Source organism: Pseudomonas sp. N-1-13, from assembly GCF_057787095.1.
Genome location: NZ_JBYNRI010000001.1, coordinates 4,553,807 through 4,576,776 on the forward strand (window position 1 = coordinate 4,553,807; position 22,970 = coordinate 4,576,776).

General features: G+C 59.8%; 25 protein-coding genes. 5 read left to right on the top strand and 20 right to left on the bottom strand.

Translation table 11 applies throughout. From position 1 onward, the window contains the following. Positions 1 to 14: 14 nt before the first annotated feature. The 13 genes from tolB to AC3I65_RS20590 all read right to left on the bottom strand — a co-directional run bounded on the left by tolB (position 15) and on the right by AC3I65_RS20590 (position 10,713). Positions 15 to 1,316, bottom strand: coding sequence for a Tol-Pal system beta propeller repeat protein TolB (tolB, locus tag AC3I65_RS20530; RefSeq protein WP_076383695.1), 1,302 nt, complete (start codon positions 1,314 to 1,316; stop codon positions 15 to 17). Next, positions 1,313 to 2,356, bottom strand: a complete 1,044-nt coding sequence (tolA, locus tag AC3I65_RS20535) for a cell envelope integrity protein TolA (RefSeq protein WP_076383694.1) — start codon at positions 2,354 to 2,356, stop codon at positions 1,313 to 1,315. Before tolA ends, tolB begins: the two co-directional genes overlap by 4 nt. Then, positions 2,356 to 2,808 carry a protein TolR gene (gene tolR, locus AC3I65_RS20540; RefSeq protein ID WP_160893274.1) on the bottom strand — a complete coding sequence of 151 codons (453 nt, stop codon included), beginning with the start codon at positions 2,806 to 2,808 and terminating at the stop codon, positions 2,356 to 2,358. Before tolR ends, tolA begins: the two co-directional genes overlap by 1 nt. 23 nt (positions 2,809 to 2,831) lie before the next feature. Then, a complete protein-coding gene (gene tolQ / locus AC3I65_RS20545; protein WP_047227067.1) occupies positions 2,832 to 3,527 on the bottom strand; it encodes a protein TolQ in 696 nt (231 codons plus the stop codon). Next, on the bottom strand, positions 3,517 to 3,984 hold the full coding sequence (ybgC, locus tag AC3I65_RS20550; protein ID WP_047227068.1) for a tol-pal system-associated acyl-CoA thioesterase: 468 nt from the start codon (positions 3,982 to 3,984) through the stop codon (positions 3,517 to 3,519). Before ybgC ends, tolQ begins: the two co-directional genes overlap by 11 nt. Before the next feature lie 128 nt (positions 3,985 to 4,112). After that, positions 4,113 to 5,174 (bottom strand): Holliday junction branch migration DNA helicase RuvB, encoded by a 1,062-nt coding sequence (gene ruvB / locus AC3I65_RS20555; RefSeq protein WP_047227069.1) that lies wholly within the window; start codon positions 5,172 to 5,174, stop codon positions 4,113 to 4,115. Continuing rightward, positions 5,175 to 5,783, bottom strand: coding sequence for a Holliday junction branch migration protein RuvA (gene ruvA, locus AC3I65_RS20560; protein ID WP_047227070.1), 609 nt, complete (start codon positions 5,781 to 5,783; stop codon positions 5,175 to 5,177). 114 nt (positions 5,784 to 5,897) lie between these two features. Then, positions 5,898 to 6,422, bottom strand: coding sequence for a crossover junction endodeoxyribonuclease RuvC (gene ruvC / locus AC3I65_RS20565; RefSeq protein ID WP_030140802.1), 525 nt, complete (start codon positions 6,420 to 6,422; stop codon positions 5,898 to 5,900). A gap of 171 nt (positions 6,423 to 6,593) precedes the next feature. After that, positions 6,594 to 7,340 carry a YebC/PmpR family DNA-binding transcriptional regulator gene (locus AC3I65_RS20570; protein ID WP_076383693.1) on the bottom strand — a complete coding sequence of 249 codons (747 nt, stop codon included), beginning with the start codon at positions 7,338 to 7,340 and terminating at the stop codon, positions 6,594 to 6,596. Between the two features lie 119 nt (positions 7,341 to 7,459). Next, on the bottom strand, positions 7,460 to 9,235 hold the full coding sequence (aspS, locus tag AC3I65_RS20575; protein ID WP_047227071.1) for an aspartate--tRNA ligase: 1,776 nt from the start codon (positions 9,233 to 9,235) through the stop codon (positions 7,460 to 7,462). Positions 9,236 to 9,310: 75 nt separating this feature from the next. After that, entirely contained in the window at positions 9,311 to 9,532 is a 222-nt protein-coding gene (locus tag AC3I65_RS20580) for an FmdB family zinc ribbon protein (protein ID WP_003178589.1), read from the bottom strand. 123 nt (positions 9,533 to 9,655) lie between these two features. Then, entirely contained in the window at positions 9,656 to 10,033 is a 378-nt protein-coding gene (locus AC3I65_RS20585) for a ribbon-helix-helix domain-containing protein (RefSeq protein WP_488524108.1), read from the bottom strand. A gap of 206 nt (positions 10,034 to 10,239) precedes the next feature. After that, positions 10,240 to 10,713 carry a Dps family protein gene (locus AC3I65_RS20590; protein WP_047227073.1) on the bottom strand — a complete coding sequence of 158 codons (474 nt, stop codon included), beginning with the start codon at positions 10,711 to 10,713 and terminating at the stop codon, positions 10,240 to 10,242. Positions 10,714 to 11,087: 374 nt separating this feature from the next. Here AC3I65_RS20590 and AC3I65_RS20595 point away from each other — a divergent pair, with 374 nt between their 5' ends. After that, positions 11,088 to 11,693: a cold-shock protein gene (locus AC3I65_RS20595; protein WP_047227074.1), complete on the top strand. Its 606-nt coding sequence runs from the start codon at positions 11,088 to 11,090 to the stop codon at positions 11,691 to 11,693. Between the two features lie 70 nt (positions 11,694 to 11,763). Here AC3I65_RS20595 and AC3I65_RS20600 read toward each other — a convergent pair whose 3' ends face one another. Together AC3I65_RS20600 and AC3I65_RS20605 are read right to left on the bottom strand one after the other, a co-directional pair. Continuing rightward, a complete protein-coding gene (locus AC3I65_RS20600; protein WP_047227075.1) occupies positions 11,764 to 11,970 on the bottom strand; it encodes a SlyX family protein in 207 nt (68 codons plus the stop codon). A gap of 4 nt (positions 11,971 to 11,974) precedes the next feature. Next, positions 11,975 to 12,400 (bottom strand): HIT family protein, encoded by a 426-nt coding sequence (locus tag AC3I65_RS20605; RefSeq protein ID WP_076383691.1) that lies wholly within the window; start codon positions 12,398 to 12,400, stop codon positions 11,975 to 11,977. An 855-nt stretch (positions 12,401 to 13,255) separates the two neighbouring features. On the opposite strand from AC3I65_RS20605, the gene AC3I65_RS20610 reads away from it, so the two are divergent. Beyond that, positions 13,256 to 14,512 (top strand): OprD family porin, encoded by a 1,257-nt coding sequence (locus AC3I65_RS20610; protein ID WP_305466652.1) that lies wholly within the window; start codon positions 13,256 to 13,258, stop codon positions 14,510 to 14,512. A gap of 154 nt (positions 14,513 to 14,666) precedes the next feature. On the opposite strand, the gene AC3I65_RS20615 is transcribed toward AC3I65_RS20610, so the two are convergent. Continuing rightward, on the bottom strand, positions 14,667 to 15,506 hold the full coding sequence (locus AC3I65_RS20615; RefSeq protein WP_322833881.1) for a mechanosensitive ion channel family protein: 840 nt from the start codon (positions 15,504 to 15,506) through the stop codon (positions 14,667 to 14,669). A gap of 97 nt (positions 15,507 to 15,603) precedes the next feature. After that, positions 15,604 to 16,089: a YajQ family cyclic di-GMP-binding protein gene (locus tag AC3I65_RS20620; protein WP_003205057.1), complete on the bottom strand. Its 486-nt coding sequence runs from the start codon at positions 16,087 to 16,089 to the stop codon at positions 15,604 to 15,606. 142 nt (positions 16,090 to 16,231) lie between these two features. Here AC3I65_RS20620 and AC3I65_RS20625 point away from each other — a divergent pair, with 142 nt between their 5' ends. From AC3I65_RS20625 to AC3I65_RS20635, 3 genes are read left to right on the top strand one after another with little or no spacing between them, the layout of a single operon-like run. Continuing rightward, complete coding sequence (locus AC3I65_RS20625) at positions 16,232 to 17,149, top strand: putative 2-dehydropantoate 2-reductase (RefSeq protein WP_107321973.1); 918 nt, start codon at positions 16,232 to 16,234, stop codon at positions 17,147 to 17,149. Between the two features lie 46 nt (positions 17,150 to 17,195). Beyond that, complete coding sequence (locus AC3I65_RS20630; protein WP_173406618.1) at positions 17,196 to 19,232, top strand: sensor histidine kinase; 2,037 nt, start codon at positions 17,196 to 17,198, stop codon at positions 19,230 to 19,232. A 2-nt stretch (positions 19,233 to 19,234) separates the two neighbouring features. Then, positions 19,235 to 19,816: a cob(I)yrinic acid a,c-diamide adenosyltransferase gene (locus AC3I65_RS20635; protein WP_047227081.1), complete on the top strand. Its 582-nt coding sequence runs from the start codon at positions 19,235 to 19,237 to the stop codon at positions 19,814 to 19,816. A gap of 141 nt (positions 19,817 to 19,957) precedes the next feature. Here the strand turns inward: AC3I65_RS20635 and AC3I65_RS20640 are convergent, their stop codons facing one another. The 3 genes from AC3I65_RS20640 to argJ form a co-directional block, all read right to left on the bottom strand. After that, positions 19,958 to 20,902 (bottom strand): Nudix family hydrolase, encoded by a 945-nt coding sequence (locus AC3I65_RS20640; RefSeq protein WP_488524109.1) that lies wholly within the window; start codon positions 20,900 to 20,902, stop codon positions 19,958 to 19,960. Continuing rightward, positions 20,899 to 21,531 carry a glutathione S-transferase family protein gene (locus tag AC3I65_RS20645; protein WP_173406617.1) on the bottom strand — a complete coding sequence of 211 codons (633 nt, stop codon included), beginning with the start codon at positions 21,529 to 21,531 and terminating at the stop codon, positions 20,899 to 20,901. Before AC3I65_RS20645 ends, AC3I65_RS20640 begins: the two co-directional genes overlap by 4 nt. 160 nt (positions 21,532 to 21,691) lie before the next feature. After that, the gene (gene argJ, locus AC3I65_RS20650) at positions 21,692 to 22,909 is read right to left on the bottom strand and encodes a bifunctional glutamate N-acetyltransferase/amino-acid acetyltransferase ArgJ (RefSeq protein ID WP_047227084.1); all 1,218 of its coding nucleotides are present in this window, start codon (positions 22,907 to 22,909) and stop codon (positions 21,692 to 21,694) included. Between the last annotated feature and the right edge of the window lie 61 nt (positions 22,910 to 22,970).

Sequence of the window (22,970 nt, forward strand, 5' to 3'; positions counted from 1 at the left end):
CGTATTGCGCCGCGTCAGTTCAGGTAAGGGGACCAGGACGGTTCTCTGACTTCGCCTTGTGCGGTAGGAAGCGGGAGCCTCACGCGTCCATTAATGGACACGAGCATCAAGACTCCCCGGCCCTGCTGGCGGGTGGCGTAGATTACCATGGTGCCGTTGGGCGCAACAGTAGGTGACTCGTCCAGAGTGCTATCAGTGAGGATCTTTACACTACCTCGCTGCAAATCCTGAGCCGCCACCTTGAAATTGGTAAAGCCATCCTGGCGATGGATCATCACCAGGGTCTTTTCGTCCGCCGACAGTTTAGGGTTGGCGTTGTAGTTACCGACGAATGTTACGCGTTCGGCACCGCCACCACTGGCGCTGGTCTTGTAGATCTGCGGCTTGCCGCCACGGTCGGAGGTGAAGTAGATGGTCGAGCCATCCTTGCCCCAGAACGGTTCGGTGTTGATGCCGGGACCGTTGGTCACGCGAGAAATCGCCCGCGAAGCCAGGTTCATCACATAGATATCCGGGTTACCGTCCTTGGACAGCACGAATGCCAGGCGCGTACCGTCCGGCGACCAGGCTGGCGCACCGTTCAGGCCTTCGAAGTTGGTGATTTGCTCACGGCGACCGGTGTCAATGTGCTGCATGAAAATACGCGGGCGCTTCTGTTCGAACGAAACATAGGCGATGCGCTTGCCATCGGGGGCGAAACGCGGCGACAGGATCGGCTCGCGCGATTGCAGCAGGGTCACTGCACGAGCACCGTCATAGTCTGAACGCTGCAAGGTATAGCGGGTGTTTTTCTCAGAGAAGCGTTCGGCCGTCACATAGAGCATGCGGGTAGAGAACGCACCCTTGATGCCGGTGAGTTTCTCGAACGATTGGTCGGAGATGTAGTGCGCCATGTCACGCAGTTGATCGACGCTGCCCGACACACTACCGGTCAGCACTTGCTGCTCGGTGGCGACGTTGAACAGGGTGTACTGCACCTGCAGGCGACCACCGGCCGGCACAATGTTGCCGACCATGAGGTACTGGGCGCCCAGAGCTTTCCAGTCGCGATAGATGACTTCGCTGGCCTGGGTCGGCAGGCTGATCATGTTCTGCTTCGGAATCGGCGCGTAATAACCCGAGTTGCGCAGGTCATTACCGATGATTTCCGACATGTCGTCCGGCAGGACGCTACCGCCCTGCCAGCCGAACGGTACGACGGCGATCGGGGTCGCCCGATCGCTGCCGCTGGTGACCAGAATGTTCTTTTCCTCTGCTACCGCTATCCCTGCCAGGCAGCAGATAACGACCAGCATTGATCGAAGAAGGTTTCTCACAAGGCTAGATCCTCAGGTGTGAATGTCATCTTGAATGAACGATAGGGAGCAAAATCGCTCGGTTTCATTCCTTGCATTTCCGTCAATCGCCCAATGTTCTTGACCGCTGCGACCGCCGAAGCGTCGAACGGGCCATCACCGCTGGACTTGGCCACGCTGACCGAGGTAACCGTACCGTCGGGCAACATGCCGATTTGCAATACTACAGTCATGCCTTTGCGTGCCGAAGGTGGACGAGCCCAGCCTTCTGCCGCTCGGGCGCGAATCAAATCATCGAAACTGCCGGCGACTTCATCGCCCTGCTCATCAGCCAATGCCTGCTGGCGCTGCGGCGTGTCGGAAAGCAAATCTGCCAAGGCCTGGGCCTTTTTCTCTTCGGCGGATTTACGCGCTGCGTCCTGAGCCTTTTTCTTGGCGGCATCGGCGGCGGCTTTCTTCTTCGCGTCTTCGGCGATTTTCTTTTTCGCCTCGTCAGCTTCAGCTTTCTTCTTGGCGTCTTCGGCCGCTTTTTTCTTCGCGTCCTCGACAATCTTTTTCTTCGCTTCTTCAGCGGCCGCTTTCTTGGCCTCTTCTTCAGCGGCTTTCTTGGCTTCTTCTTCGGATTTTTTCTTGGCTATATCAGCCAGTTTCTTTTCTTCGGCCTTTTTGGCCTCGGCGGTTTTCTTCGCCTCGTCGGCCTTCTTGGCTTCGTCAGCCTTCCTGGCTTCTTCGGCCTTTTGAGCCGCTTGCTCTTTCTTTTGTTCCGCAGCTTTTATCTCTTCCTGCTCGACCTTCTTTTGCTCCATCTGCTCGACTTCGGTCTGGCGCGCGGCGGATTTCTTCGCCTCACCGGCAAGCTTCTGGTTGGTCTGCGTGGTGGCCTGGCTCTTGGACTTGAGCTGATACAGGGTCGCCTGCACGATCGGCTTGGCCGGCGGCAGCTCCGGAGTCATGGCAAAACTGACGAACAGCATGCCAAACACCAGCACATGCAGGCCAATTGCCCAGACACTAGGCCAGAAGTAGCTTTCCGAGGCGGACGGCTCTCGCTGTTGCTGCATCAGGGCGCCTCAGTGATTAAGCCAACATTACCGACCCCGGCTTTCTGCAGGCCGCCCATGGCGCCCATCACCGCACCGTAGTCGACGGTCTTGTCGCCGCGAATGAAGACCTGGGTGCGTTTGCCGTTGCTGTTGCCGGCGTTGATGATCTTGGTCACCGCATCGGTCATCTGCGGCAAGGTCATGGCCCGGTCCTGCTGCTTCTCGGTGTCGACTTCGCTGCCAAGGTTCCAGTAGTAGGTCTTGTCAGCCTTGATCGAAATGGTCAGGACCTGGGTGTCGTTGTCCTGCGGCAAGGCTTCACTGGAAACCTTGGGCAGATCAACCTTCACGCCCTGATTGAGCATCGGCGCGGTCACCATGAAGATGACCAGCAGCACCAACATCACGTCGATGTAGGGCACCACGTTCATCTCGGCAACCGGCTTGCGCTTTTTTCGGGCTCGAGCGATTAAAGCCATTGGGAAATACCTGCTTATTCTTCGCTGGTGTGCACTTTGCGGTGCAGGATCGCCTGGAATTCATCGGCGAAGGTGTAGTAACGGCTGGTCAGCGTTTCGCTGCGGGCAGCAAAGCGGTTGTAGGCGATAACAGCCGGGATGGCCGCGAACAGACCGATGGCGGTGGCAATCAGTGCCTCGGCAATACCCGGGGCCACGGTGGCCAGGGTCGCTTGCTGGGCAGTGGCCAGGCCACGGAAGGAGTTCATGATCCCCCACACGGTACCGAACAGGCCGATGTACGGGCTGACCGAACCAACGGTGGCCAGGAACGGCAGGCCTTGCTCGAGTTTTTCTTCCTCGCGGGAGATGGCGACGCGCATGGCACGGGCCACGCCTTCCATCACCGCCTCAGGGTCCACGCCTGGTTGCTGGCGCAGACGGGAGAACTCCTTGAAGCCGGCACGGAAGATCTGCTCGACCCCCGAGTCCGGATCCGGGTTGCTGCCGGCCTGGCGGTAGAGTTTGGACAGGTCGATACCGGACCAGAAGCGCTCCTCGAAGCTCTCCAGGGCTCGACGACCGGCGCGCAGCATATTGCTGCGCTGAAAGATCATGATCCATGAGGTCACCGATGCGGCTACCAGGATCAGCATTACCAACTGCACCACAACGCTGGCATTGCTGACCAGGCTCCACATGGAGGAATGGTCGACGACGTTAGCTTCCACGCTTTATCTCCTGCTCTGAGTATGTACCGGCGCCGCTCACGCCGGCAAAGGCCGCACGTAGAGCTTCGGGAATGGCCCGGGGTTTCAAACTATGGGTGCGCACACAGGCCACCAGAAACTGCCCTTCACAGAGCAGCGCATTATCCGTAGCCCGCCTGACCTGCTGCTTGAAGCGCAGGCTGACACGGTTCAATTCGATGACATCGGCACTTACCAGAAGCTCGTCGTCCAGTCGCGCCGGCGCGTGGTAGCGCGCTTCGCTGGAATGCACGACGAATAACAGGTCCTCTCCCACCAGCGCGGATTGGGCAAAACCCAGTTCCCGCAGCCGTTCGGTTCGAGCCCGTTCCATAAACTTGAGGTAATTGACGTAGTAAACGATGCCGCCGGCATCGGTGTCCTCGTAATAAACGCGACAGCGATGTGCGAACGACTCCAGCCCGTTTTGCGCGCGCATACTCTAGTGCTTACTCCTCAGGTTGCCAATCGGCCAGGCAACTGTTTTTTCATTCTCGAAATGCAATGACGCTCCGGGTGTCGTCTGGGACAGCACGAACCTGAAAAAAGTCGCTGCACAGAGGTCGTTCAATCGTCCACGGCATCGAGGAATTCGTCTACCACCGGCATCTCACCCATTCGTGTCGGGATGTTTAAGCCGAAATGCAGATAGGCGTGACGCGTTACCACACGCCCGCGGGGGGTGCGCATGATGTAGCCCTGCTGGATCAGGTACGGTTCCAGCACATCTTCGATGGTATGGCGCTCTTCGCTGATGGCCGCCGCCAGGCTGTCCACGCCCACCGGACCGCCGTCGAACTTCTCGATCATGGTCAGCAGCAGGCGCCGGTCCTGGTGGTCGAAACCACGCTCGTCGATATCCAGCAGGTTCAACGCCAGGTCGGCAATCGGTTTGGTGATGTGGCCCTTGGCGCGAACTTCGGCAAAATCCCGGACCCGACGCAACAGCCGGTTGGCGATCCGCGGTGTACCCCGCGCCCGCCGGGCGATCTCATAAGCGCCATCCGGGTCCAGCGGCAACCCGAGAATGCCGGCCGAGCGGCCGACGATCGTCGCCAGATCGGCGTTGTTGTAGAACTCCAGGCGCTGGACGATCCCGAAACGGTCCCGCAGCGGATTGGTCAACATGCCGGCGCGGGTCGTGGCGCCCACCAGGGTGAACGGCGGCAGATCGAGCTTGATGGAACGGGCCGCCGGTCCCTCGCCAATCATGATATCGAGCTGGAAATCCTCCATCGCCGGGTACAGCACTTCCTCGACGATCGGCGACAGCCGGTGGATTTCGTCGATGAACAGCACATCATGGGGCTCAAGATTGGTCAGCAGCGCCGCCAGGTCACCCGGACGCTCGAGGACAGGCCCGGACGTGCTCTTGATCGACACGCCCATCTCCTGGGCGATGATGTTGGCCAGGGTGGTCTTGCCCAAACCGGGTGGGCCGAAGATCAAGGTATGGTCCAGGGACTCGCTGCGCCCACGGGCCGCCTGGATAAACAGTTCCATTTGCTCGCGGACCGCCGGCTGACCGATGTAATCGGCCAGACTGACGGGACGAATCGCACGGTCTTGTACTTCTTCACGGTCACGGGGGGCACCCGTGGCGGCGATCAGACGATCGGCTTCAATCACTTAAATCATTCCCTTCAGGGCACGACGAATCATGTCTTCGGTGCTCAAGCCTTTTTCCTTGATAGCGGAAATCGCCTTGCTGGCCTCCTGCGGCTTGTAGCCCAGGGAGATCAGTGCGGTGACCGCATCGTTTTCCGCGCTGGCCGCGGGCGCTGGCGCGTCCGGCTGGTTAGGCACCAGCGCGAACATGGCCGGCACCGCTTCCCAGGCCTTGAAACGGTCCTTGAGCTCAACCAACAGGCGCTCGGCGGTTTTCTTGCCGACACCTGGCACCTTGGTCAGGGCCGAAGTGTCCTGGGACTGCACGCAGCGCACCAGTTCGTCGACTTCCAGGCTCGACATCAAGGCCAGGGCCAGTTTCGGGCCGACGCCGTTGAGACGAATCAGCTCGCGGAAGAAATCCCGCTCGCGCTTGCCGACGAAGCCATAGAGTAACTGGGCATCCTCGCGCACGACCAAATGGGTGTGCAGCGTCAGCGGTTCACCGACCGACGGCAAGCGATACAAGGTGGTCATGGGCACTTCCAGCTCATAACCCAGGCCATTTACATCCAGAATCAGGTGCGGCGGCTGTTTTTCAGCCAGGGTGCCGCGCAAGCGTCCAATCACGTTTCAGATCCTTGGGCGTAGGCCAGCCGTGGGCTGGCGAGTAACGGCCGGAGCATGGAGGCCGACGACACAGGCGCAAAATGCTCGGGCTCACGAAAGATTGCGCTGATGCTATCAGAGACGCAGGCGCCCGCCACGACTGCGTGCGGCTCCCAGGCCATGCGGCAACAGGCTGGAACGGGTATGGGCATGGCAAATGGCGATGGCCAGGGCGTCGGAGGCATCGATCTGCGGCTTGCTGACCAGTTTCAGCAGATGCATCACCATCATTTGCACCTGTTCCTTGTTCGCCGCGCCCGTTCCAACGACCGCCTGCTTGACCTGGGTCGCGGTATATTCGGCGATTTCCAGGTTTTCCTCGGCACCGGCCACAATGGCCGCCCCACGAGCCTGCCCCAGCTTCAGGGCAGAATCGGCGTTACGCGCCATGAAGACCTTTTCAATGCCCATGGTGACCGGGCCGTAGGTCTGGATGACTTCACGCACGCCGCGATAAACGATCTGCAAGCGCTCGTGCAACTCACCGGCACCGGTGCGGATACAGCCTGACGCGACGTACACGCAGCCGCGCCCGGTATCACGAACCACGCCGTAGCCGGTGATGCGCGAACCGGGGTCGATACCAAGGATTAAAGTCATAACGCCTGCGGTTTGGAGATGAAGTGTTTGAATCTGTGGGAGCGAGCCTGCTCGCGATAGGGGTATCACTGCAACATCTTTGCAAGCTGGACCCTCGCTATCGCGAGCAGGCTCGCTCCCACATAAAGCACCTACGCATAGCTGAACAAGATCGCTGTACCAACAACGCTATCAGCCAAGCTGTTCAGCGACCGCTTCAGGAATGTCCGCGTTAGAGTAGACATTCTGCACATCGTCCAGGTCTTCGAGCATGTCGATCAGTTTGAGCACCTTCTCGGCACCCTCCAGGTCCAGTTCGGCGCTGGTGGTCGGCTGCATGACGATTTCCGCGTCGGCCGGCTTGAAACCGGCAGCCTCCAGGGCATTGCGCACGGCGTAGAAGCTGGCGAACGAGGTGAACACGTCGAACGAACCGTCTTCATGACTGACCACGTCATCGGCGTCGGCTTCCAGGGCCGCCTCCGTCAGGGCATCTTCATCGAGGCCCGGCGCGAAACTGATCTGCCCCTTGCGCTCGAACAGGTACGCCACCGAACCGTCGGTGCCCAGGTTACCCCCGCATTTGCTGAAGGCGTGACGCACGGCGGCGGCGGTGCGGTTGCGGTTGTCGGTCATGCACTCGACCATCACCGCTACGCCACCGGGGCCGTAACCCTCGTAGGTCAGCTCTTCCACATTATCGGCTTCGGTCGCACCCGCGCCGCGGGCGATAGCGCGGTCGATGATGTCGCGACTCATGTTCGCCCCCAGCGCCTTGTCCAGGGCCAGGCGCAAGCGCGGGTTGGAGCCCGGATCACCGCCACCCTGGCGGGCAGCGACCGTCAGCTCACGGATCCACTTGGTGAATATCTTGCCCCTCTTGGCATCCTGACGTTCTTTGCGGTGCTTGATGTTCGCCCACTTGGAATGACCTGCCATAACTCGCTCCGGTTTCTCTTTGCAACATTGCCCGCCCTGCGCTCGCACAGTAGCCGGCAACCAGAAATATCGACCCCAATGAAAAGGCGCATCCGAAGATGCGCCTTCAGGTGTCGGCCTTACTCAGCCTTTGGCTGTTCACGCAGACGGATGTGCAACTCGCGCAGTGCCTTGGCATCCACTACACCCGGAGCCTGGGTCATGACATCGGCCGCGCTCTGGGTTTTCGGGAACGCGATCACTTCACGAATCGACTGGGCGCCAGTCATCAGCATCACCAGGCGGTCCAGGCCAAAGGCCAGGCCACCGTGGGGCGGTGCACCGTACTTCAGAGCATCGAGCAGGAAGCCGAATTTCTCTTCCTGTTCCGCTTCACTGATGCCCAGCAGACGGAAGACCGCCTGTTGCATTTCCTTGCGATGGATACGGATCGAACCGCCACCCAGCTCGGTGCCGTTCAAAACCATGTCGTAAGCGCGTGACAGAGCGGTGGCCGGGTTGGCCTCCAACTCCTCAGGTGAGCACTTCGGCGCGGTGAACGGGTGGTGCAGCGCGGAGAAACTGCCGTCGTCGTTCTCTTCGAACATCGGGAAGTCGACGACCCACATCGGCGCCCACTCGCAGGTCAGCAGCTTGAGGTCGTGACCCAGTTTGATGCGCAGCGCACCCAAGGCTTCGCTGACGATCTTGGCCTTGTCAGCGCCGAAGAACACGATGTCGCCATCAACCGCGCCGACGCGATCGAGGATCACGTTCAGGTTGGCTTCAGGGATGTTTTTCACGATCGGCGATTGCAGGCCGTCAACACCCGCCGCGCGCTCGTTGACCTTGATGTACGCCAAGCCCTTGGCACCGTAGATGCCGACGAACTTGGTGTAGTCGTCGATCTGCTTGCGCGGCATGCTTGCCCCGCCTGGCACACGCAAGGCCGCGATCCGGCATTTCGGGTCGTTGGCCGGGCCACTGAACACCTTGAAATCGACTTCCTTGAGCTGATCGGCCACGTCCACCAGTTCCAGCGGGTTGCGCAGGTCCGGCTTGTCGGAACCGTAGCGGCGCATGGCTTCTTCGAAGGTCATGTGCGGGAACTCGCCGAATTCCAGACCCAGCACTTCCTTGAACAGGTTGCGGATCATGCCTTCGGTCAGGCCCATGATGTCTTTTTCGTCGAGGAAGCTGGTCTCGATGTCGATCTGAGTGAACTCAGGCTGACGGTCGGCACGCAGGTCTTCGTCGCGGAAGCACTTGGCGATCTGGTAGTAGCGGTCGAAGCCGGCCACCATCAGCAGTTGCTTGAACAGCTGCGGCGATTGCGGCAAGGCGAAGAAGCTACCGGGGTGGGTGCGGCTCGGCACCAGGTAGTCGCGAGCACCTTCCGGCGTGGCGCGGGTCAGGATCGGCGTCTCGACGTCGAGGAAGCCGTTTTCATCCAGGTAACGACGGATGCTGGTGGTCATGCGCGAACGCAGACGCAGCTTCTCGGCCATTTCCGGGCGACGCAGGTCAATGAAGCGATAGCGCAGGCGGGTTTCTTCGCCCACGTCGGAGTATTCGTTGAGCGGGAACGGCGGGGTTTCCGCTTCGTTGAGCACTTCCAGCTCATAGCCCAGCACTTCGATCATGCCCGAGGCCATGTTGGCGTTGCCGGCACCGGCCGGACGCAGGCGTACCTTGCCGGTGATCTTGACCACGTATTCGCTGCGCACGCGGTCGGCGGTGGCGAAGGTTTCAGCGCGGTCCGGATCGAACACTACCTGAGCCAGGCCTTCACGATCACGGATATCGAGGAAAATCACCCCGCCATGGTCACGGCGACGATGGACCCATCCGCAAAGAGTAACTTCCTGACCTTCCAGGCTTTCGTTCAGTTGGCCGCAATAATGGCTGCGCATCATGGTAGTGGTTTCACTTCTCGTAATTCGAAATTCGGTTGGAGGCCCTGCCCGTGCAAGAGCTCGCGCGTGTTCAACTCAGTCAGCTTTGTCGCCACCGGCCAGGTTCTTCTTGGCGCCGGTCTTGAAGTCGGTTTCATACCAGCCGGTGCCACCGAGGCGGAAACCTGGCATGGACAGCATCTTTTTCAGTTCCGGCGCCTGACAGGCAGGGCAGTCGACCAGCGGTGCCGCGCTGATCTTTTGAATGGCTTCCATCTGATGACCACAGGAAGCACATTGATAGTCGTACATCGGCATGGGGGTTGTCTCGGCGATCAGGTTACTCGCGCAAAGGCTGGGCTTTGCGGCAAAGAGCGGGATTATATCCATTAAATGCGGCCTGTGCAGCCGTAAGACGGCACAGGCCGTTACCGGTCGGTCTCAGCCACTGACAGGCGCCACGCATTCATCACGCCAATGACGCCCCACGACCTCCGTCCCTGCCTCCTTCAAACTGTGCACCACGCAAACCACGCGCACTAAACCGCTGAAGTTGCGTACCCCGCCATGGCGCAGGTGCACCTCCCGGTCCACATGGGACAGCAGAGTACTGATGGAACAGCTGTTGAGCTGGGCCATGTCACCGAGAATATCCCAATAGACCTGCTCGAGCCGAAGACAGGTGGCGAACCCGTTCAGGCGGATCGATCGGGACAGGGGCCGGGCCAGCTGCATGTCGAACCCCCGGACGAACGGGTCGATGGTAATGGGCTGAAAGCGCCCATGCACACCCTCCCCGGTTTCTTTTCCTTGAATCATACCGTTGACACTCCTTTGCCATACGAACCTCTCAATTGGAACAACCAATCTGTGGCTCTATGGAAGCTCAACGGCATCGCCAGTTCCAGATGACTTTATGACCATCGGCGTAGGACAAGCCAGCAGCAGGCAGGCGACGAATTACGACGTCCTACACAAAGGGCCAGCGATAATGCCAGCCCCTCCGTCATCGCCCGGCCCGGCGCTTACCGGTCTTCCAGCAGCGAGCGCAACATCCATGCGGTTTTTTCATGGACCTGCATGCGCTGGGTCAGCAGATCGGTGGTCGGTTCGTCACTGACCTTGTCCGATAAAGGAAGGATGCTACGGGCCGTACGCGTCACGGCTTCCTGACCCTCGACCAACTGGCGGATCATGTCTTCGGCGCCAGGCACGCCTTCTTCTTCCTTGATAGAAGACAAGCGTGCATACACGGCGTAAGCGCCCGGCGCAGGAAAGCCGAGGGCACGAATGCGTTCGGCAATCAGGTCCACCGCCAGCGCCAGTTCGTTGTATTGCTCCTCGAACATCAGGTGCAGGGTGCGAAACATCGGCCCCGTGACGTTCCAGTGAAAATTATGGGTCTTGAGGTACAGAACGTAAGTGTCCGACAGCAGCCGTGAAAGCCCCTCGACGATGGATTTGCGATCTTCTTCACTGATCCCGATATCAATGGCCATGTTGGTTGATCTCCTGCGGTGATGAATTCGACAGCGGCCCTTGCACTCTAGCCGGTGTTACCGCCGCCAGCCTGCGACAAATCGCCAGCCCTCCTGAACCGACAAGCCGCAACACCGGACGGTTCCGACGAGGCGGGAGATTTCACGCCCTTGCCTGATACCTTGCGCCGACGAACAGCGCGGTCCGCCCCCCGTAACGGGTTTGAGAAGGTCGGGGCTTTGCTGTTAAATAGGCAGTGTGTCGCTACGCCTATTTTTCCGGGCATGGCGCATAGGCTGATTCGGGAATGTGTCCAACGCCTCTCTATTGTTCCGAAGCGAACCGCCCCGATCAGCTCTTCCTTGTGATCCGTCTTAACCGTGAGTCAATCAAAATGTTGAAAATCGTCCACTTGCTAATGGGCGCAGCTGCCCTGCTGCTGTCCTTCATCCCTAGCCTGGGTTCCGAAGCCACGCCTTACCTGCAACATCCCGATGCGCTTTACCTGGCCTTTTTCGGCCTGCTCAACCTGACCCTTGCACCTGTTATCCCCTACTGGAACAAAGGCCCACGTCATCAACTGCAAAACCTGGTCAGCGCCTTGCTGGTGTTGGCCGTTGCCCTGCAAACCCTGACCCTGCTGGCACCCATGCCGCAAATCGCCGGTCAACCGGCCGTGCTGTTCAGCCTGGCCGCATCACTGCTCGCCGTGGCATTGCACCTGGCTGTCAGCTTCTACAAGAAGTCGTCACCGGCCGCCGCACCGCAAAACTACGACATGTCCAACCGCGATACCGGCACCGTGAAGTGGTTCAACACTTCCAAGGGGTTCGGTTTCATCTCCCGCGACTCCGGCGATGACATCTTTGTGCATTTCCGAGCCATTCGTGGTGAAGGCCACCGCGTTCTGGTCGAAGGCCAGCGCGTGGAGTTCTCCGTGATGAACCGCGACAAGGGCCTGCAGGCCGAAGATGTGATCGCCGCGCTACCGCGCCGCTGATCCCAAGCGTAAAAAAACCGCGATGCAGCCTGGCTGCTCGCGGTTTTTTATTGCCTGTCGTTCCGGTCGGTCAGTAGTGAGGCGGAGGCGCTTCTTCTTCGAAGGTTTCGAATTGCCCGGCCATCTCTTCCTGGCGCTTGAGCAACGCGGCCATTTGCAGCTGCAGACGCTCGACCACTCGCTGCTGCTCCACCAGCACGTCATTTAATGCCTGGATAGTGTCATCCTGAAACGCCAGGCGACTTTCCAGATCCGTTACACGCTCTTCAAGGTTCATGGTTTCAACCCTCCAGAAACTTGAAATCATCGGTCAGGGCCGCTCGCAATCGGTCGCGAATGACCTTCACCTGTTCAGCAGTATACGACCTGGCCGGGTGTTTGCCCCAGACCGGCGCTGGCCAGGCCGCGTCATCACGCTTGCGCACGATGACGTGCATGTGCAACTGACTGACGACGTTACCCAAGGTTGCAACGTTCAGCTTGTCAGCATTGAAGGAGTCCTTGAGGGTTTCGGCCAGGGCCGTGGTTTCCTTCCACAGCTGCCGCTGGTCGGCGTCATCCAATTGAAACAATTCGCTGATATTTTCCCGTCGCGGCACGAGGATGAACCACGGGTAATTGGAGTCGTTGGACAAGAGCAACCGGCACAGCGGGAAGTCACCCATGACTAACGTGTCTTGTTGCAGTTGTGGATCTAAAGCAAACACCGCGCGCACTCCTCGCTGGTTATCGTTTTTGCCCGACTCAGCGGGCCTGAGTGGGACATAGAGCCGCAGCATACCCTTGAACGTCGAAGGGTTCACTGCGTACTGTCACGACCCTGTCCGATGCTTTTTTTCCAGTACGCGCACCAACTCAGCGCGGCCGGTAACACATAGGCCTGAGACGGGCGCTGCGAGCACTGCCTCTTGCACTGAGCCTGTAAAATTTTCGTACAAGGTAGAGATTTTTTGCACCAAAACAGCACAACGCGTCTACGCTCAGTGCACGAAGCATCCGTGATCTACTCACTGAGAGGGTGAACCGGTAACGTTTTTGGTTGTCTCGCAACGTTTAGCGGTTCTAAACACGAGAGCGCCACAGCAGTCAACCTCATTTAAAACAAGGCCTTTGGAGCCCGGTTTCATGAGGTTTCACCATGCAAAAATGGAGAATGTGAAAAAAACGTGAACAAAATCCGGGTTTGAGCATGCTTGTTGCATTCATCCCCATATCGCCTGCAGGGCATCGCCGGAAGCGAAAATCTGCTGGCCTATAAATAAAGTGGCAAGGTTGCCCACAGGGAGCTTCAAGCGCAGTAACAAAGGACTCTTTACACCGACGCCGGAAAAAAAGAAGCAACTTCGAGTTGTGAGTCCGATTGCGCCGGAACAGCCCAAATACGACATGGATCGAGCCATTGGCGACAGGGTCGTAAAGAAGCTGAAAGATTGGATGGGCAAGTATCGCCAATGAATGTCGTCGTGATATAAGTTCGCGCCGACACAAAAAGAAAGAGCCGCCCAGATAAAAAAACAGGTGGGACGGCAAGACTCTTCTAAAAACCAAAGGAGCAAATCACGATGCGCGTGATGAAGTGGAGCATGATCGCACTGGCTGTTTCGGCCAGTACCTCGCAGTTCGCAATGGCCTCTTCCCAGGAAGAATCCAAGGGCTTTTTTGAAGATCAGAGCCTGAACGTTCTGAGCCGTATGCTGTACATGAACCGCGACTTCAAGAACGAACCAAGCACTCGTCAAAGTTATCGTGAAGAAGCCGGCCTTGGCGTTCGCGCCATCTACGAGTCGGGCTTTACCCAAGGTACCGTTGGTGTAGGCGCTGACGCCTTCGCATTCGGCTCCGCCCGTTTCGACGGTGGTACTGGTCGCGCCGGTAACGGCCTGTTCGCTCAGGACAGTGATGGCAACCTGGAAGAAACACAATCGAAGATTGGCGGCGCGGTTAAGTTCCGTCTGTCCGACACCGTTCTGAAATACGGCAACCAGTTCACTACCAGCCCGGTTTTCTCTACTGACGACAGCCGTCTGCTGCCAGAAGTTGCTACCGGTACGCTGATCACCAGTAAAGAAATCAAAGGCTTGGAGCTGAGCGCAGGTCATTTCAACGCCATGAGCTCGCAAACTGGCATGGGTGATGACGGCCTTGGCCTGAAATCCGCTGACATTGCCGGTGCAACCTACCAGTTCACCGACAATTTCGTAGCCGGCGTAGCGGCTTCCGACGTCGAAGATCACTACAAAAAGAAATACCTGAACCTGAACTACACGTTGCCGATCAACGAAGATCAGTCGCTGAACTTCGACTTCAACGGTTATGACAGCAAAGACCAAGGCCAGAAGATCAGCGGCGACGTTGACAACCGCATCTGGTCCCTTGCAGCAGCCTATGCCATCGGCGCCCACAAGTTCACCCTGGCTCACCAGCGCTCCACCGGTGACACCGGCTATGTGTATGGCGTTGACGGTGGCGGTACTATCTTCCTCGCCAACTCCATCCAGTACTCCGACTTCAACGGTCAGGACGAGCGTTCCTGGCAGGCGCGCTACGACCTGAACATGAAAACTTACGGTGTTCCTGGCCTGAGCTTCATGACCCGTTATGTCACCGGCGACAACATTTCCACCGCTGATGGCGAAGCAAAAGAGCACGAATGGGACTTCGAAACCAAGTACGTTATGCAAAGCGGTCCAGCTAAAGACCTGTCGTTCCGTGTTCGTAGCGCGTTCTACCGCACCAACTCCTCTTATACCACTGCCAGTGGCAACCGAGACAACAACGACTTCCGCTTCATCGTCGAATACCCTCTGAGCATCTTGTAATTCAGCGGTCATTCGATAGTTACACCGGCAACAAATAAAAAACCGCTCACCTGATTCAGGTGAGCGGTTTTTTTGTGCCCATTACAGGTCAGCTTAAAAGCAACTTCGTAATTAGCAAGCTAACTAACAATCATCTCATGCATTCAAAGCGTTATTACGCTGCCCCTTCCTGGACCACCCGAATAACCCGCTGCGGAAACGGAATATCAATTCCCGCGTCCTTCAAACGATCCCGGGCCTGTTCATTGAACATGAACATCACGCTCCAGTAATCGGCCGTTTTGACCCATACCCGCAACGACACCGTGATCGAACTATCGCCCAAGGTCGAAATCACCGCTTCCGGCGCTGGATCGGCCAGTACACGCTCGTCCTTGGCCAGCTCCAACAATACTTCGCGAGCCTTTTGCAGGTCGGCCTGGTAATCCACGCCGACATCGAACACGACTTTGCGGGTCGGCTGGCGATTGGTGTTGGTGATGATGCCGTTCGACAGGTTGCCGTTGGGCACGATGACAGTTTTGTTGTCACCAGTGCGAATCACGGTGTGAAAGATCTGGATGCTGTCGACCGTACCAGCCACGCCTTGAGCTTCGATCCAGTCACCGATGCGGAACGGGCGGAACAACAGAATCAACACACCACCGGCGAAGTTCGCCAGACTGCCCTGCAATGCCAGGCCGATCGCCAGGCCTGCCGCACCGATGGCCGCGATGAACGAGGTGGTTTCAATGCCGATCATCGACGCCACGCTGACGATCAGCAGGATCTTGAGGATGATGTTCGCCAGGTTGCTGATGAACCCTTGCAGCGCCAGGTCGGCATTGCGCAGTGCCAACAGCCCGCCGAGTTTGCGGGTTACCTTGTTGATCAGCCACCAGCCAATGGCCAGCGTCACCACCGCCAGCAGCACCCGGCTGCCGTACTCCATGATCATGGGGATCCAGGCCTCGGACGCCTTGATCAAGTTGTCCACTTCAGCGTTCAAGTCCATCTACCTCTCCTTCTATTGCCGTAACCACGAAAGACCGGGTGAAGCATTGTGAAAAGAGCGTTTGCCCGCTCCCCACAATGCCTCTGTGCACCGGGTATCAGTCGCGGAAGTTATTGAACTGCAAAGGCATGCCGAATTCCTTGCCCCGCAGCGCCGCGATGGCTTCCTGCAAGTCATCACGCTTTTTGCCGGTGACGCGCACTTGCTCGCCCTGGATGGCGGCTTGCACCTTGAGCTTGGCGTCCTTGATATGAGCAACGATTTTCTTCGCCAGTTCCTTGTCGATGCCTTCCTTGAGCACGGCTTCCTGCTTCATCAGCTTGCCCGAGGCATAGGCGTCCTTGACCTCAAGGCACTGAACGTCGATCTTGCGCTTGACCAGGGCCAGCTTGAGGATCTCGATCATTGCCTCAAGCTGGAAGTCGGCCTCGGCGGTCAGGTTGACGGTCAGGTCCTTCTCCTTGAACTCGAAACTGCCCTTGCCCTTGAGGTCATAACGACGGTCGAGTTCCTTGACGGCGTTTTCAACGGCGTTGGTGACTTCGTGTTTGTCCAGTTCGGATACCACGTCGAATGACGGCATGTAGTGTTCTCCAATAAAAAAGACGCGCCCGTAACAAAGGCGCGTGCTTGGCTTGTGGTTAAAATCGGGCTCATTATAACGGGTCTTTTCCTGTCGACACTGCGAGCCCCCAGATGCCTGCGCCAAACCGAGTAAAAAACTGATGCCTACTACCTGGCATGTCCTGGGGGCCGGCAGCCTCGGTACGTTGTGGGCGACGCGCCTGGCCCGGGCTGGTTTGCCGGTGCGGCTGGTACTGCGCAATGAACAACGCTTGCAGGCCTATCGGGCCGCCGGTGGTCTGACGCTGGTGGAACAGGGTCAGGCCCGGCAATACCCGGTACCCGGGCAAACAGCCGACGCCCCCGAGCCGATCAAACGCCTGCTCCTGGCCTGCAAAGCCTATGACGCCGAAGCGGCCGTGGCTTCTGTGGCTCATCGCCTGAGCGCCGACGCGGAACTGATCCTGCTGCAGAACGGCCTCGGCAGTCAGGACGCAGTCGCCAATCGTGTTCCCCAGGCCCGTTGCATCAGTGCCTCCAGTACCGAAGGGGCATTCCGCGACGGTGACTGGCGCGTGGTGTTTGCTGGCCACGGCTACACCTGGCTGGGTGACCCCGCGCACCCGGTGGCACCGATCTGGCTGGACGACCTCACCGCCGCCGCCATACCCCACGAATGGACGGCTGACATCCTCACCCGGCTCTGGCGCAAACTGGCGCTCAACTGTGCCATCAACCCTCTGACCGTCCTGCACCACTGCAAGAACGGCGGCCTGCAGGCGCATCACTGCGAAGTGGCGACCCTCTGCGCGGAACTCACGGACCTGCTGGAACGCTGCGGCCAGCCCATGGCGGCCGAAGACTTGCAGCCGGAAGTCGAACGGGTCATACAGGCCACCGCCGCCAACTACTCCTCGATGTACCAGGACGTCGCCCATGGCCGCCGCACCGAAATCAGCTACCTGCTCGGCCACGCTTGCAAGGTTGCCGAGCGCCACCGGTTACCGGTGCCACACCTGGAACAATTGCGGCAGCGACTGATTACCCACTTGAACAACCTCGGATTGCCCGGCGACTGAGCAGCGGCTACGCTGGCCCTCGTGTTCCTTTTAAACGAAGAGTCCGATGCCATTGCGCCAGCGCCTTGAAAACCTCCCGGTCGGCCAGAAACTGCTGGCCGCCCTGCTGGTGTTGTTGACCACCGTCCTGCTGGTGGCCAACCTGACCTTTATCAGCGCCGCCTATTACATTTCCCAGGAAAGCATGGCGCCCCAGGCCCTGCAGACCATCGGTCGGCTGGTGGCCAACCCGAGCCTGATCGCCGATGCCCTGCAGTCGCCTCAGACCGCCCAGCGCCTGCTGGATGAACTCAACAGCTACGCGCCGTTGCGGGCCGCTGCGTTGTATGACGGCGAGGGCGCACGCCTGGCGCAACTGCAACAGGGCGAAAAGCTCAAGCTGCCGGACCATTACCGCCACATGCAGGCGTGGCAAGCCAGTGAGTTTCGCAGCAATCAGGTCATCACCCTGCCCCGCCCGGGGACGGCGCCGGGTCATCTGTTGCTGGTGGCCAGCAGCGAACTGCCGACGGCGTTCTACACCGGCACCCTGACCGCCAGCCTCGGCATCCTGATTTTCAGCGTGTTGCTCTGGCTGGTCATTGCCCAGCAGATCAAACGCCTGATCACCCAGCCGATTCATCAGCTCGAGGAACTGTCGCGCCAGGTCACCCGCGAGGAGAACTATTCCCTGCGCGCCGCCCGCGGCAACCACGACGAAATCGGCAGCCTGGCCGAGGCGTTCAACACCATGCTCTCGCGAATCGAAGCCCGGGAGCAGCAACTCAAGCGCGCGCGTGACGACTCCCAGGCTGCCTACGACCAGGCCCAGGGCCTGGCGGAAGAAACCCGCCACACCAATCGCAAACTGGAGCTGGAAGTCCAGGTGCGCAGCAAGATCGAGAAAAAGCTCACCGGTTTCCAGAACTACCTCAACAGCATTATCGACTCCATGCCCTCGGCCCTGATCGCCCTCGACGAACAACTCTACGTCACCCAATGGAACCAGGAAGCCAGCGCCCTCTCCGGCACACGCCTGGACGAGGCGCTGAACCAGCCGATCTTCCTCGCCTTCGAACCGCTCAAGCCTTACCTGCCACAGCTCAAGCAAACGGTCGAACAGCATACGGTGGCGAAGATCGAACGCGTCACCTGGACCAAGGACGACGAGGCCCGGCACTACGCCCTCACTTTCTATCCACTGATGGGCGGCGCCGGACGCGGCGTGGTGATCCGCATCGATGACATCACCCAACGCCTGTCGCTGGAAGAAATGATGGTGCAATCAGAAAAGATGCTCTCGGTCGGCGGTCTTGCGGCGGGCATGGCCCATGAAATCAACAACCCGCTGGGAGCCATCCTGCACAACGTGCAAAACATCCGCCGACGCCTGTCGCCGGAGCTGCCGAAGAACATCGAACAGGCCGAACAACTGAATATCGAACTGCAAAGGGTGAACCTTTACCTGCAAAGCCGGGAAATCCCGCAGTTGCTCGACGGCATCCAGCAGGCCGGCGCCCGGGCGGCGAAAATCGTCACCCACATGCTCAGCTTCAGCCGGCGCAGCACCCGGCAGATGGCCCCCTGCGACCTGCCGGCACTGATCGACCAGGCGGTGGAGATCGCCGGCAACGACTTCGACCTGGCAATCGGTTTCGATTTCAAGGGCCAGGCGATCATTCGGCAGTTCGACCCCAACCTGGGCCCGGTGCCCGGCACCGCCAACGAGCTGGAGCAGGTGCTGCTCAACCTGCTGAAAAACGCCGCCCAGGCGATCCATCAACGCCAGGACGACAGCGAACCCGGGCGCATTATCCTGCGCACGCGGCTGAACCCACCGTGGGCAGAGATCCAGGTGGAGGACAACGGCATCGGCATGAGCGAGAACGTACGCAAACGCACCTTCGAGCCGTTCTTCACCACCAAGGAAATCGGCCAAGGGACCGGGCTGGGGCTGTCGGTGTCGTATTTCATCATCACCAATAATCACAAGGGCCAGATGGAAGTGCAGTCGGCGCCGGGCCAGGGCACCTGCTTCACCTTGCGCCTGCCATTGACCGGCACCTCAATGGCGCCGCAGGAACACAAACAACTGGAGCGCTGAACATGGGTTTTCGCCTGTCGAAGATTTACACCCGCACCGGCGACAAAGGTGAAACCGGGTTGGGGGATGGTCGCCGTGTAGCCAAGGACCATCCACGGGTCGAGGCCATTGGCGAGGTGGACACGCTCAACAGTCAGTTGGGATTGTTGCTCGCTAGCCTCGCGGTAGAGGCTGCTGAATATCCGGCGCTACAGGAGCTGATCGAGGTCTTGGCGCCTTGTCAGCATCGGCTGTTCGACCTGGGCGGTGAACTGGCGATGCCGGCTTATCAGGCCTTGAACATGCTGGAAGTCGAGCGCCTGGAAGCAGCCATCGATGCATGGAACGAAGAAGTGGGACCGTTGGAGAACTTCATCCTGCCCGGTGGCTCGACACTGATCGCCCAGGCCCACGTCTGCCGCAGCCTGGCCCGTAGCGCCGAACGCCGTTGTCAGCAGTTGAACGCCGTGGAGCCATTGGCCGGGCCGGGGCTGGCGTATATCAATCGGTTGTCGGATCTGTTATTCGTCGCGGCGCGGGTCATTGCCCGGCGGCAAGGGGTGGCTGAGGTGCTGTGGGTGGCGGCGGCCAAGCCCGAGAGTTGAGCTGGGTCGCCTGTCAGGACCTCATCGCGAGCAGGCTCGCTCCCACAGAGAATCTGTTGCGTGACATGGATACTGGTTACACCATAAATCCCATGTGGGAGCGAGCCTGCTCGCGATGAGGCCCGCGAACACCCCACCCAATCAAGGCCCAGGCCAAAACGCCCGAATCCCCGCCACACCCTGCGCCCCAGCTGCCCAGGCTTGCTGCCGTTCGTCAGGCCCCACCCCGCCCAACAGATACACCGGCCTGTTGAAGCCCTCAATCAACCGCGAAACCTCTTCCCACCCCAGCGGTTGGGCCTCGGGATGGGTCTGGGTCGGTTGCACCGGCGAGAGCGTCACGAAGTCCACGTCCATCTGCTGCGCCAGGGACAGCTCCTCGGCGTTGTGGCAGGACGCCGCCAGCCAACGGTCTTTGCCGAAAGGACGACCGGCCGCAGCATGCTTGCGCAATTGCGCGGCGGTAATGTGCCAGCCGGCGGACGGGAAATCCCCCAGCCATTCGAAAGGCCCCTTGAGCATCAACTGGGCCTTGCCGGCGCACAAACCTGCCGCATCCACCGCCAGATCGCGGTACTTCGGGTCGTAGCCGTTGGGCGCGCGCAGCTGGACCAGTTTGATCCCGCCGGCGATAGCCTTTTGCATGCCGCGCAGCAACTGCGGCGTTTCGAGGCCTTCAGGGGTGATCAAATATTCGCCGGGCAAACGAGCCGCCGCGATGATCGGCTGGTTGGCCGCCGGGAACTCATGGTTCAAAAGCTCCCGGGCCGTGACCCAGGCCAACGGCTGCCCTTCGGCACCGTGGGGCTCGCCGGTGAACGCCGAGACTTCCCAGACATCCAGCAACACCTGTTTATCCGGGTAATCGTGACGCACCTTGATCAACGGCCGGGCGGCGGCGACGACAATGCCCAGTTCCTCATGAAGTTCGCGGGCCAGGGCGGTTTCGACGGACTCATCCGCCTCAACCTTGCCACCGGGAAACTCCCAAAGGCCACCCTGGTGCTGGGTGTCGGCCCGTCGGGCGATCAGGATTTTGCCGGCAGCGTCACGAATGACCGCCGCCGCTACATGGACTCGTTTCACCGCGCTGTTTCCTCCAGGCCGGCCTGTTGCCACGCCTTGAACGCCGGCCATTGATAGATAGTTTCGACATAGGCCGCATCGACCTCGGGCAACGCCACCTGATAGGTGCGCAAGCGCACGGCCACCGGCGCGAAGAACACATCTGCCAGGCTCAAGCGGCCAAACAGGTAGGGCCCGGCTTCAGTAGCCGCCGCACGGCATTCGGCCCACAGTGCCAGCATCCGCTGGATTTCCGCTTGAACTTCCGCCGGCATGGGCACTAGCGGCGCATCGCGCAGCAGGTCAAACGGCATGTGGCTGCGGATAGCAAAAAAACCGCTGTGCATTTGTGCACAGGCCGAACGTGCCTGAGCCCGGGCCGCGACGTCCCTGGGCCAGAGGCCCGCATCGGGAAACTGTTCAGCCAGGTATTCGGCAATCGCCAGGGAGTCGGCGATCACACCGAATTCGGTCTTGAGCAACGGGACTTTGGCGGTGGCTGAATACTTGAGCAGTTTCTCACGGGTGTCCGGTTGGTCGAGCCTGACCAGCTCTTCGGTGTACTTTGCGCCGGTCAACTCCAGGGCCAGCGCACCGCGCAAGGACCAGGAGGAAAGGTGTTTGTCGCCGATGATCAGGTGCAGGCTCAAGTCTGGAATCCTTTCTTGGGGTGTTGTGGAGGCTGTACTGGCGCCATCGCGAGCAGGCTCGCTCCCACAGTGGATCGGTGGTGTGAACAGGTCCAGGTCACCCAACCAATCCCTGTGGGAGCGAGCCTGCTCGCGATGGCAGCAACTCGGTCCCGAACTGTTAAGTCCGATATTCCGCGTTAATTTTCACATACTCGTGGGACAAATCAGTCGTCCAGATCGTTTCGCTGCAATCACCACGTCCCAGCTCGATACGAATGGTGATTTCTTCCTGCTGCATCACCGCCGCGCCCTGGGCTTCGGTGTAGGTGGCCGCGCGTGCGCCCTGGCTGGCGATGCAGACTTCACCGAGGAACACGTCGATCTTGCTCACGTCCAGGTCCGGCACACCGGCACGGCCGACGGCGGCGAGGATCCGGCCCCAGTTCGGGTCGGAGGCGAACAGCGCGGTCTTGATCAGCGGCGAGTGCGCCACGGTGTAGCCAACATCCAGGCATTCCTGATGGTTGCCGCCACCGTTGACTTGCACGGTCACGAACTTGGTCGCGCCTTCGCCGTCACGGACGATGGCCTGGGCCACTTCCATGCAGACTTCGAATACCGCCTGCTTCAGGGCGGCAAACAGCGCACCGCTGGCTTCGGTAATTTCCGGCAGATCAGCCTTGCCGGTGGCGATCAGCATGCAGCAGTCGTTGGTGGAGGTGTCGCCGTCGATGGTGATGCGGTTGAACGACTTGTTGGCGCCGTCGAGCATCAGGTCTTGCAGCACCTGCCGGGAGACTTTGGCGTCAGTGGCGATGTAGCCAAGCATGGTCGCCATGTTCGGGCGGATCATGCCGGCGCCTTTGCTGATGCCGGTGACGGTCACGGTCACGCCATCGTGCTGGAATTGACGACTGGCCCCTTTGGGCAGCGTGTCGGTGGTCATGATGCCGGTGGCGGCAGCGGCCCAGTTGTTTTCCGACAGGTCATCCAGAGCGGCCTGCAACGCGCCTTCGATCTTCTCGACCGGCAGCGGTTCGCCGATCACCCCGGTGGAGTACGGCAGCACCTGGCTGGCGTCGACGCCGGTCAGTTCGGCCAGCTTGGCGCAGGTGCGTTCGGCGGCGGCCAGGCCTGGCGCGCCGGTGCCGGCGTTGGCGTTACCGGTGTTGGTCAGCAGGTAACGCACCGGCCCCTGCACGCGTTGCTTGGCCAGGATGACCGGCGCGGCGCAAAAGGCGTTGAGGGTGAACACGCCGGCAACCGTCGAGCCTTCGGCGCAACGCATGACCACGACATCCTTGCGCCCTGGGCGCTTGATGCCCGCCGAGGCGATACCGAGTTCAAAACCGGCAACCGGGTGCAACGTTGGCAACGGACCAAGACCAACAGCCATGAATGCGCTCCTAAATAGATAAATCGACACCGCCTAATCGAGACGGCGAATCAAAATGGCA

Bases quoted from the DNA above. Each gene is read 5' to 3' on its own strand.
- tolA (WP_076383694.1), bottom strand. From the start codon at position 2,356: ATGCAGCAACAGCGAGAGCCGTCCGCCTCGGAAAGCTACTTCTGGCCT.
- ybgC (WP_047227068.1), bottom strand. From the start codon at position 3,984: ATGCGCGCGCAAAACGGGCTGGAGTCGTTCGCACATCGCTGTCGCGTT.
- ruvC (WP_030140802.1), bottom strand. From the start codon at position 6,422: ATGACTTTAATCCTTGGTATCGACCCCGGTTCGCGCATCACCGGCTAC.
- AC3I65_RS20570 (WP_076383693.1), bottom strand. From the start codon at position 7,340: ATGGCAGGTCATTCCAAGTGGGCGAACATCAAGCACCGCAAAGAACGT.
- aspS (WP_047227071.1), bottom strand. From the start codon at position 9,235: ATGATGCGCAGCCATTATTGCGGCCAACTGAACGAAAGCCTGGAAGGT.
- AC3I65_RS20580 (WP_003178589.1), bottom strand. From the start codon at position 9,532: ATGCCGATGTACGACTATCAATGTGCTTCCTGTGGTCATCAGATGGAA.
- AC3I65_RS20585 (WP_488524108.1), bottom strand. From the start codon at position 10,033: ATGATTCAAGGAAAAGAAACCGGGGAGGGTGTGCATGGGCGCTTTCAG.
- AC3I65_RS20590 (WP_047227073.1), bottom strand. From the start codon at position 10,713: ATGGCCATTGATATCGGGATCAGTGAAGAAGATCGCAAATCCATCGTC.
- AC3I65_RS20595 (WP_047227074.1), top strand. From the start codon at position 11,088: ATGTTGAAAATCGTCCACTTGCTAATGGGCGCAGCTGCCCTGCTGCTG.
- AC3I65_RS20600 (WP_047227075.1), bottom strand. From the start codon at position 11,970: ATGAACCTTGAAGAGCGTGTAACGGATCTGGAAAGTCGCCTGGCGTTT.
- AC3I65_RS20610 (WP_305466652.1), top strand. From the start codon at position 13,256: ATGCGCGTGATGAAGTGGAGCATGATCGCACTGGCTGTTTCGGCCAGT.
- AC3I65_RS20615 (WP_322833881.1), bottom strand. From the start codon at position 15,506: ATGGACTTGAACGCTGAAGTGGACAACTTGATCAAGGCGTCCGAGGCC.
- AC3I65_RS20620 (WP_003205057.1), bottom strand. From the start codon at position 16,089: ATGCCGTCATTCGACGTGGTATCCGAACTGGACAAACACGAAGTCACC.
- AC3I65_RS20625 (WP_107321973.1), top strand. From the start codon at position 16,232: ATGCCTACTACCTGGCATGTCCTGGGGGCCGGCAGCCTCGGTACGTTG.
- AC3I65_RS20630 (WP_173406618.1), top strand. From the start codon at position 17,196: ATGCCATTGCGCCAGCGCCTTGAAAACCTCCCGGTCGGCCAGAAACTG.
- AC3I65_RS20635 (WP_047227081.1), top strand. From the start codon at position 19,235: ATGGGTTTTCGCCTGTCGAAGATTTACACCCGCACCGGCGACAAAGGT.
- argJ (WP_047227084.1), bottom strand. From the start codon at position 22,909: ATGGCTGTTGGTCTTGGTCCGTTGCCAACGTTGCACCCGGTTGCCGGT.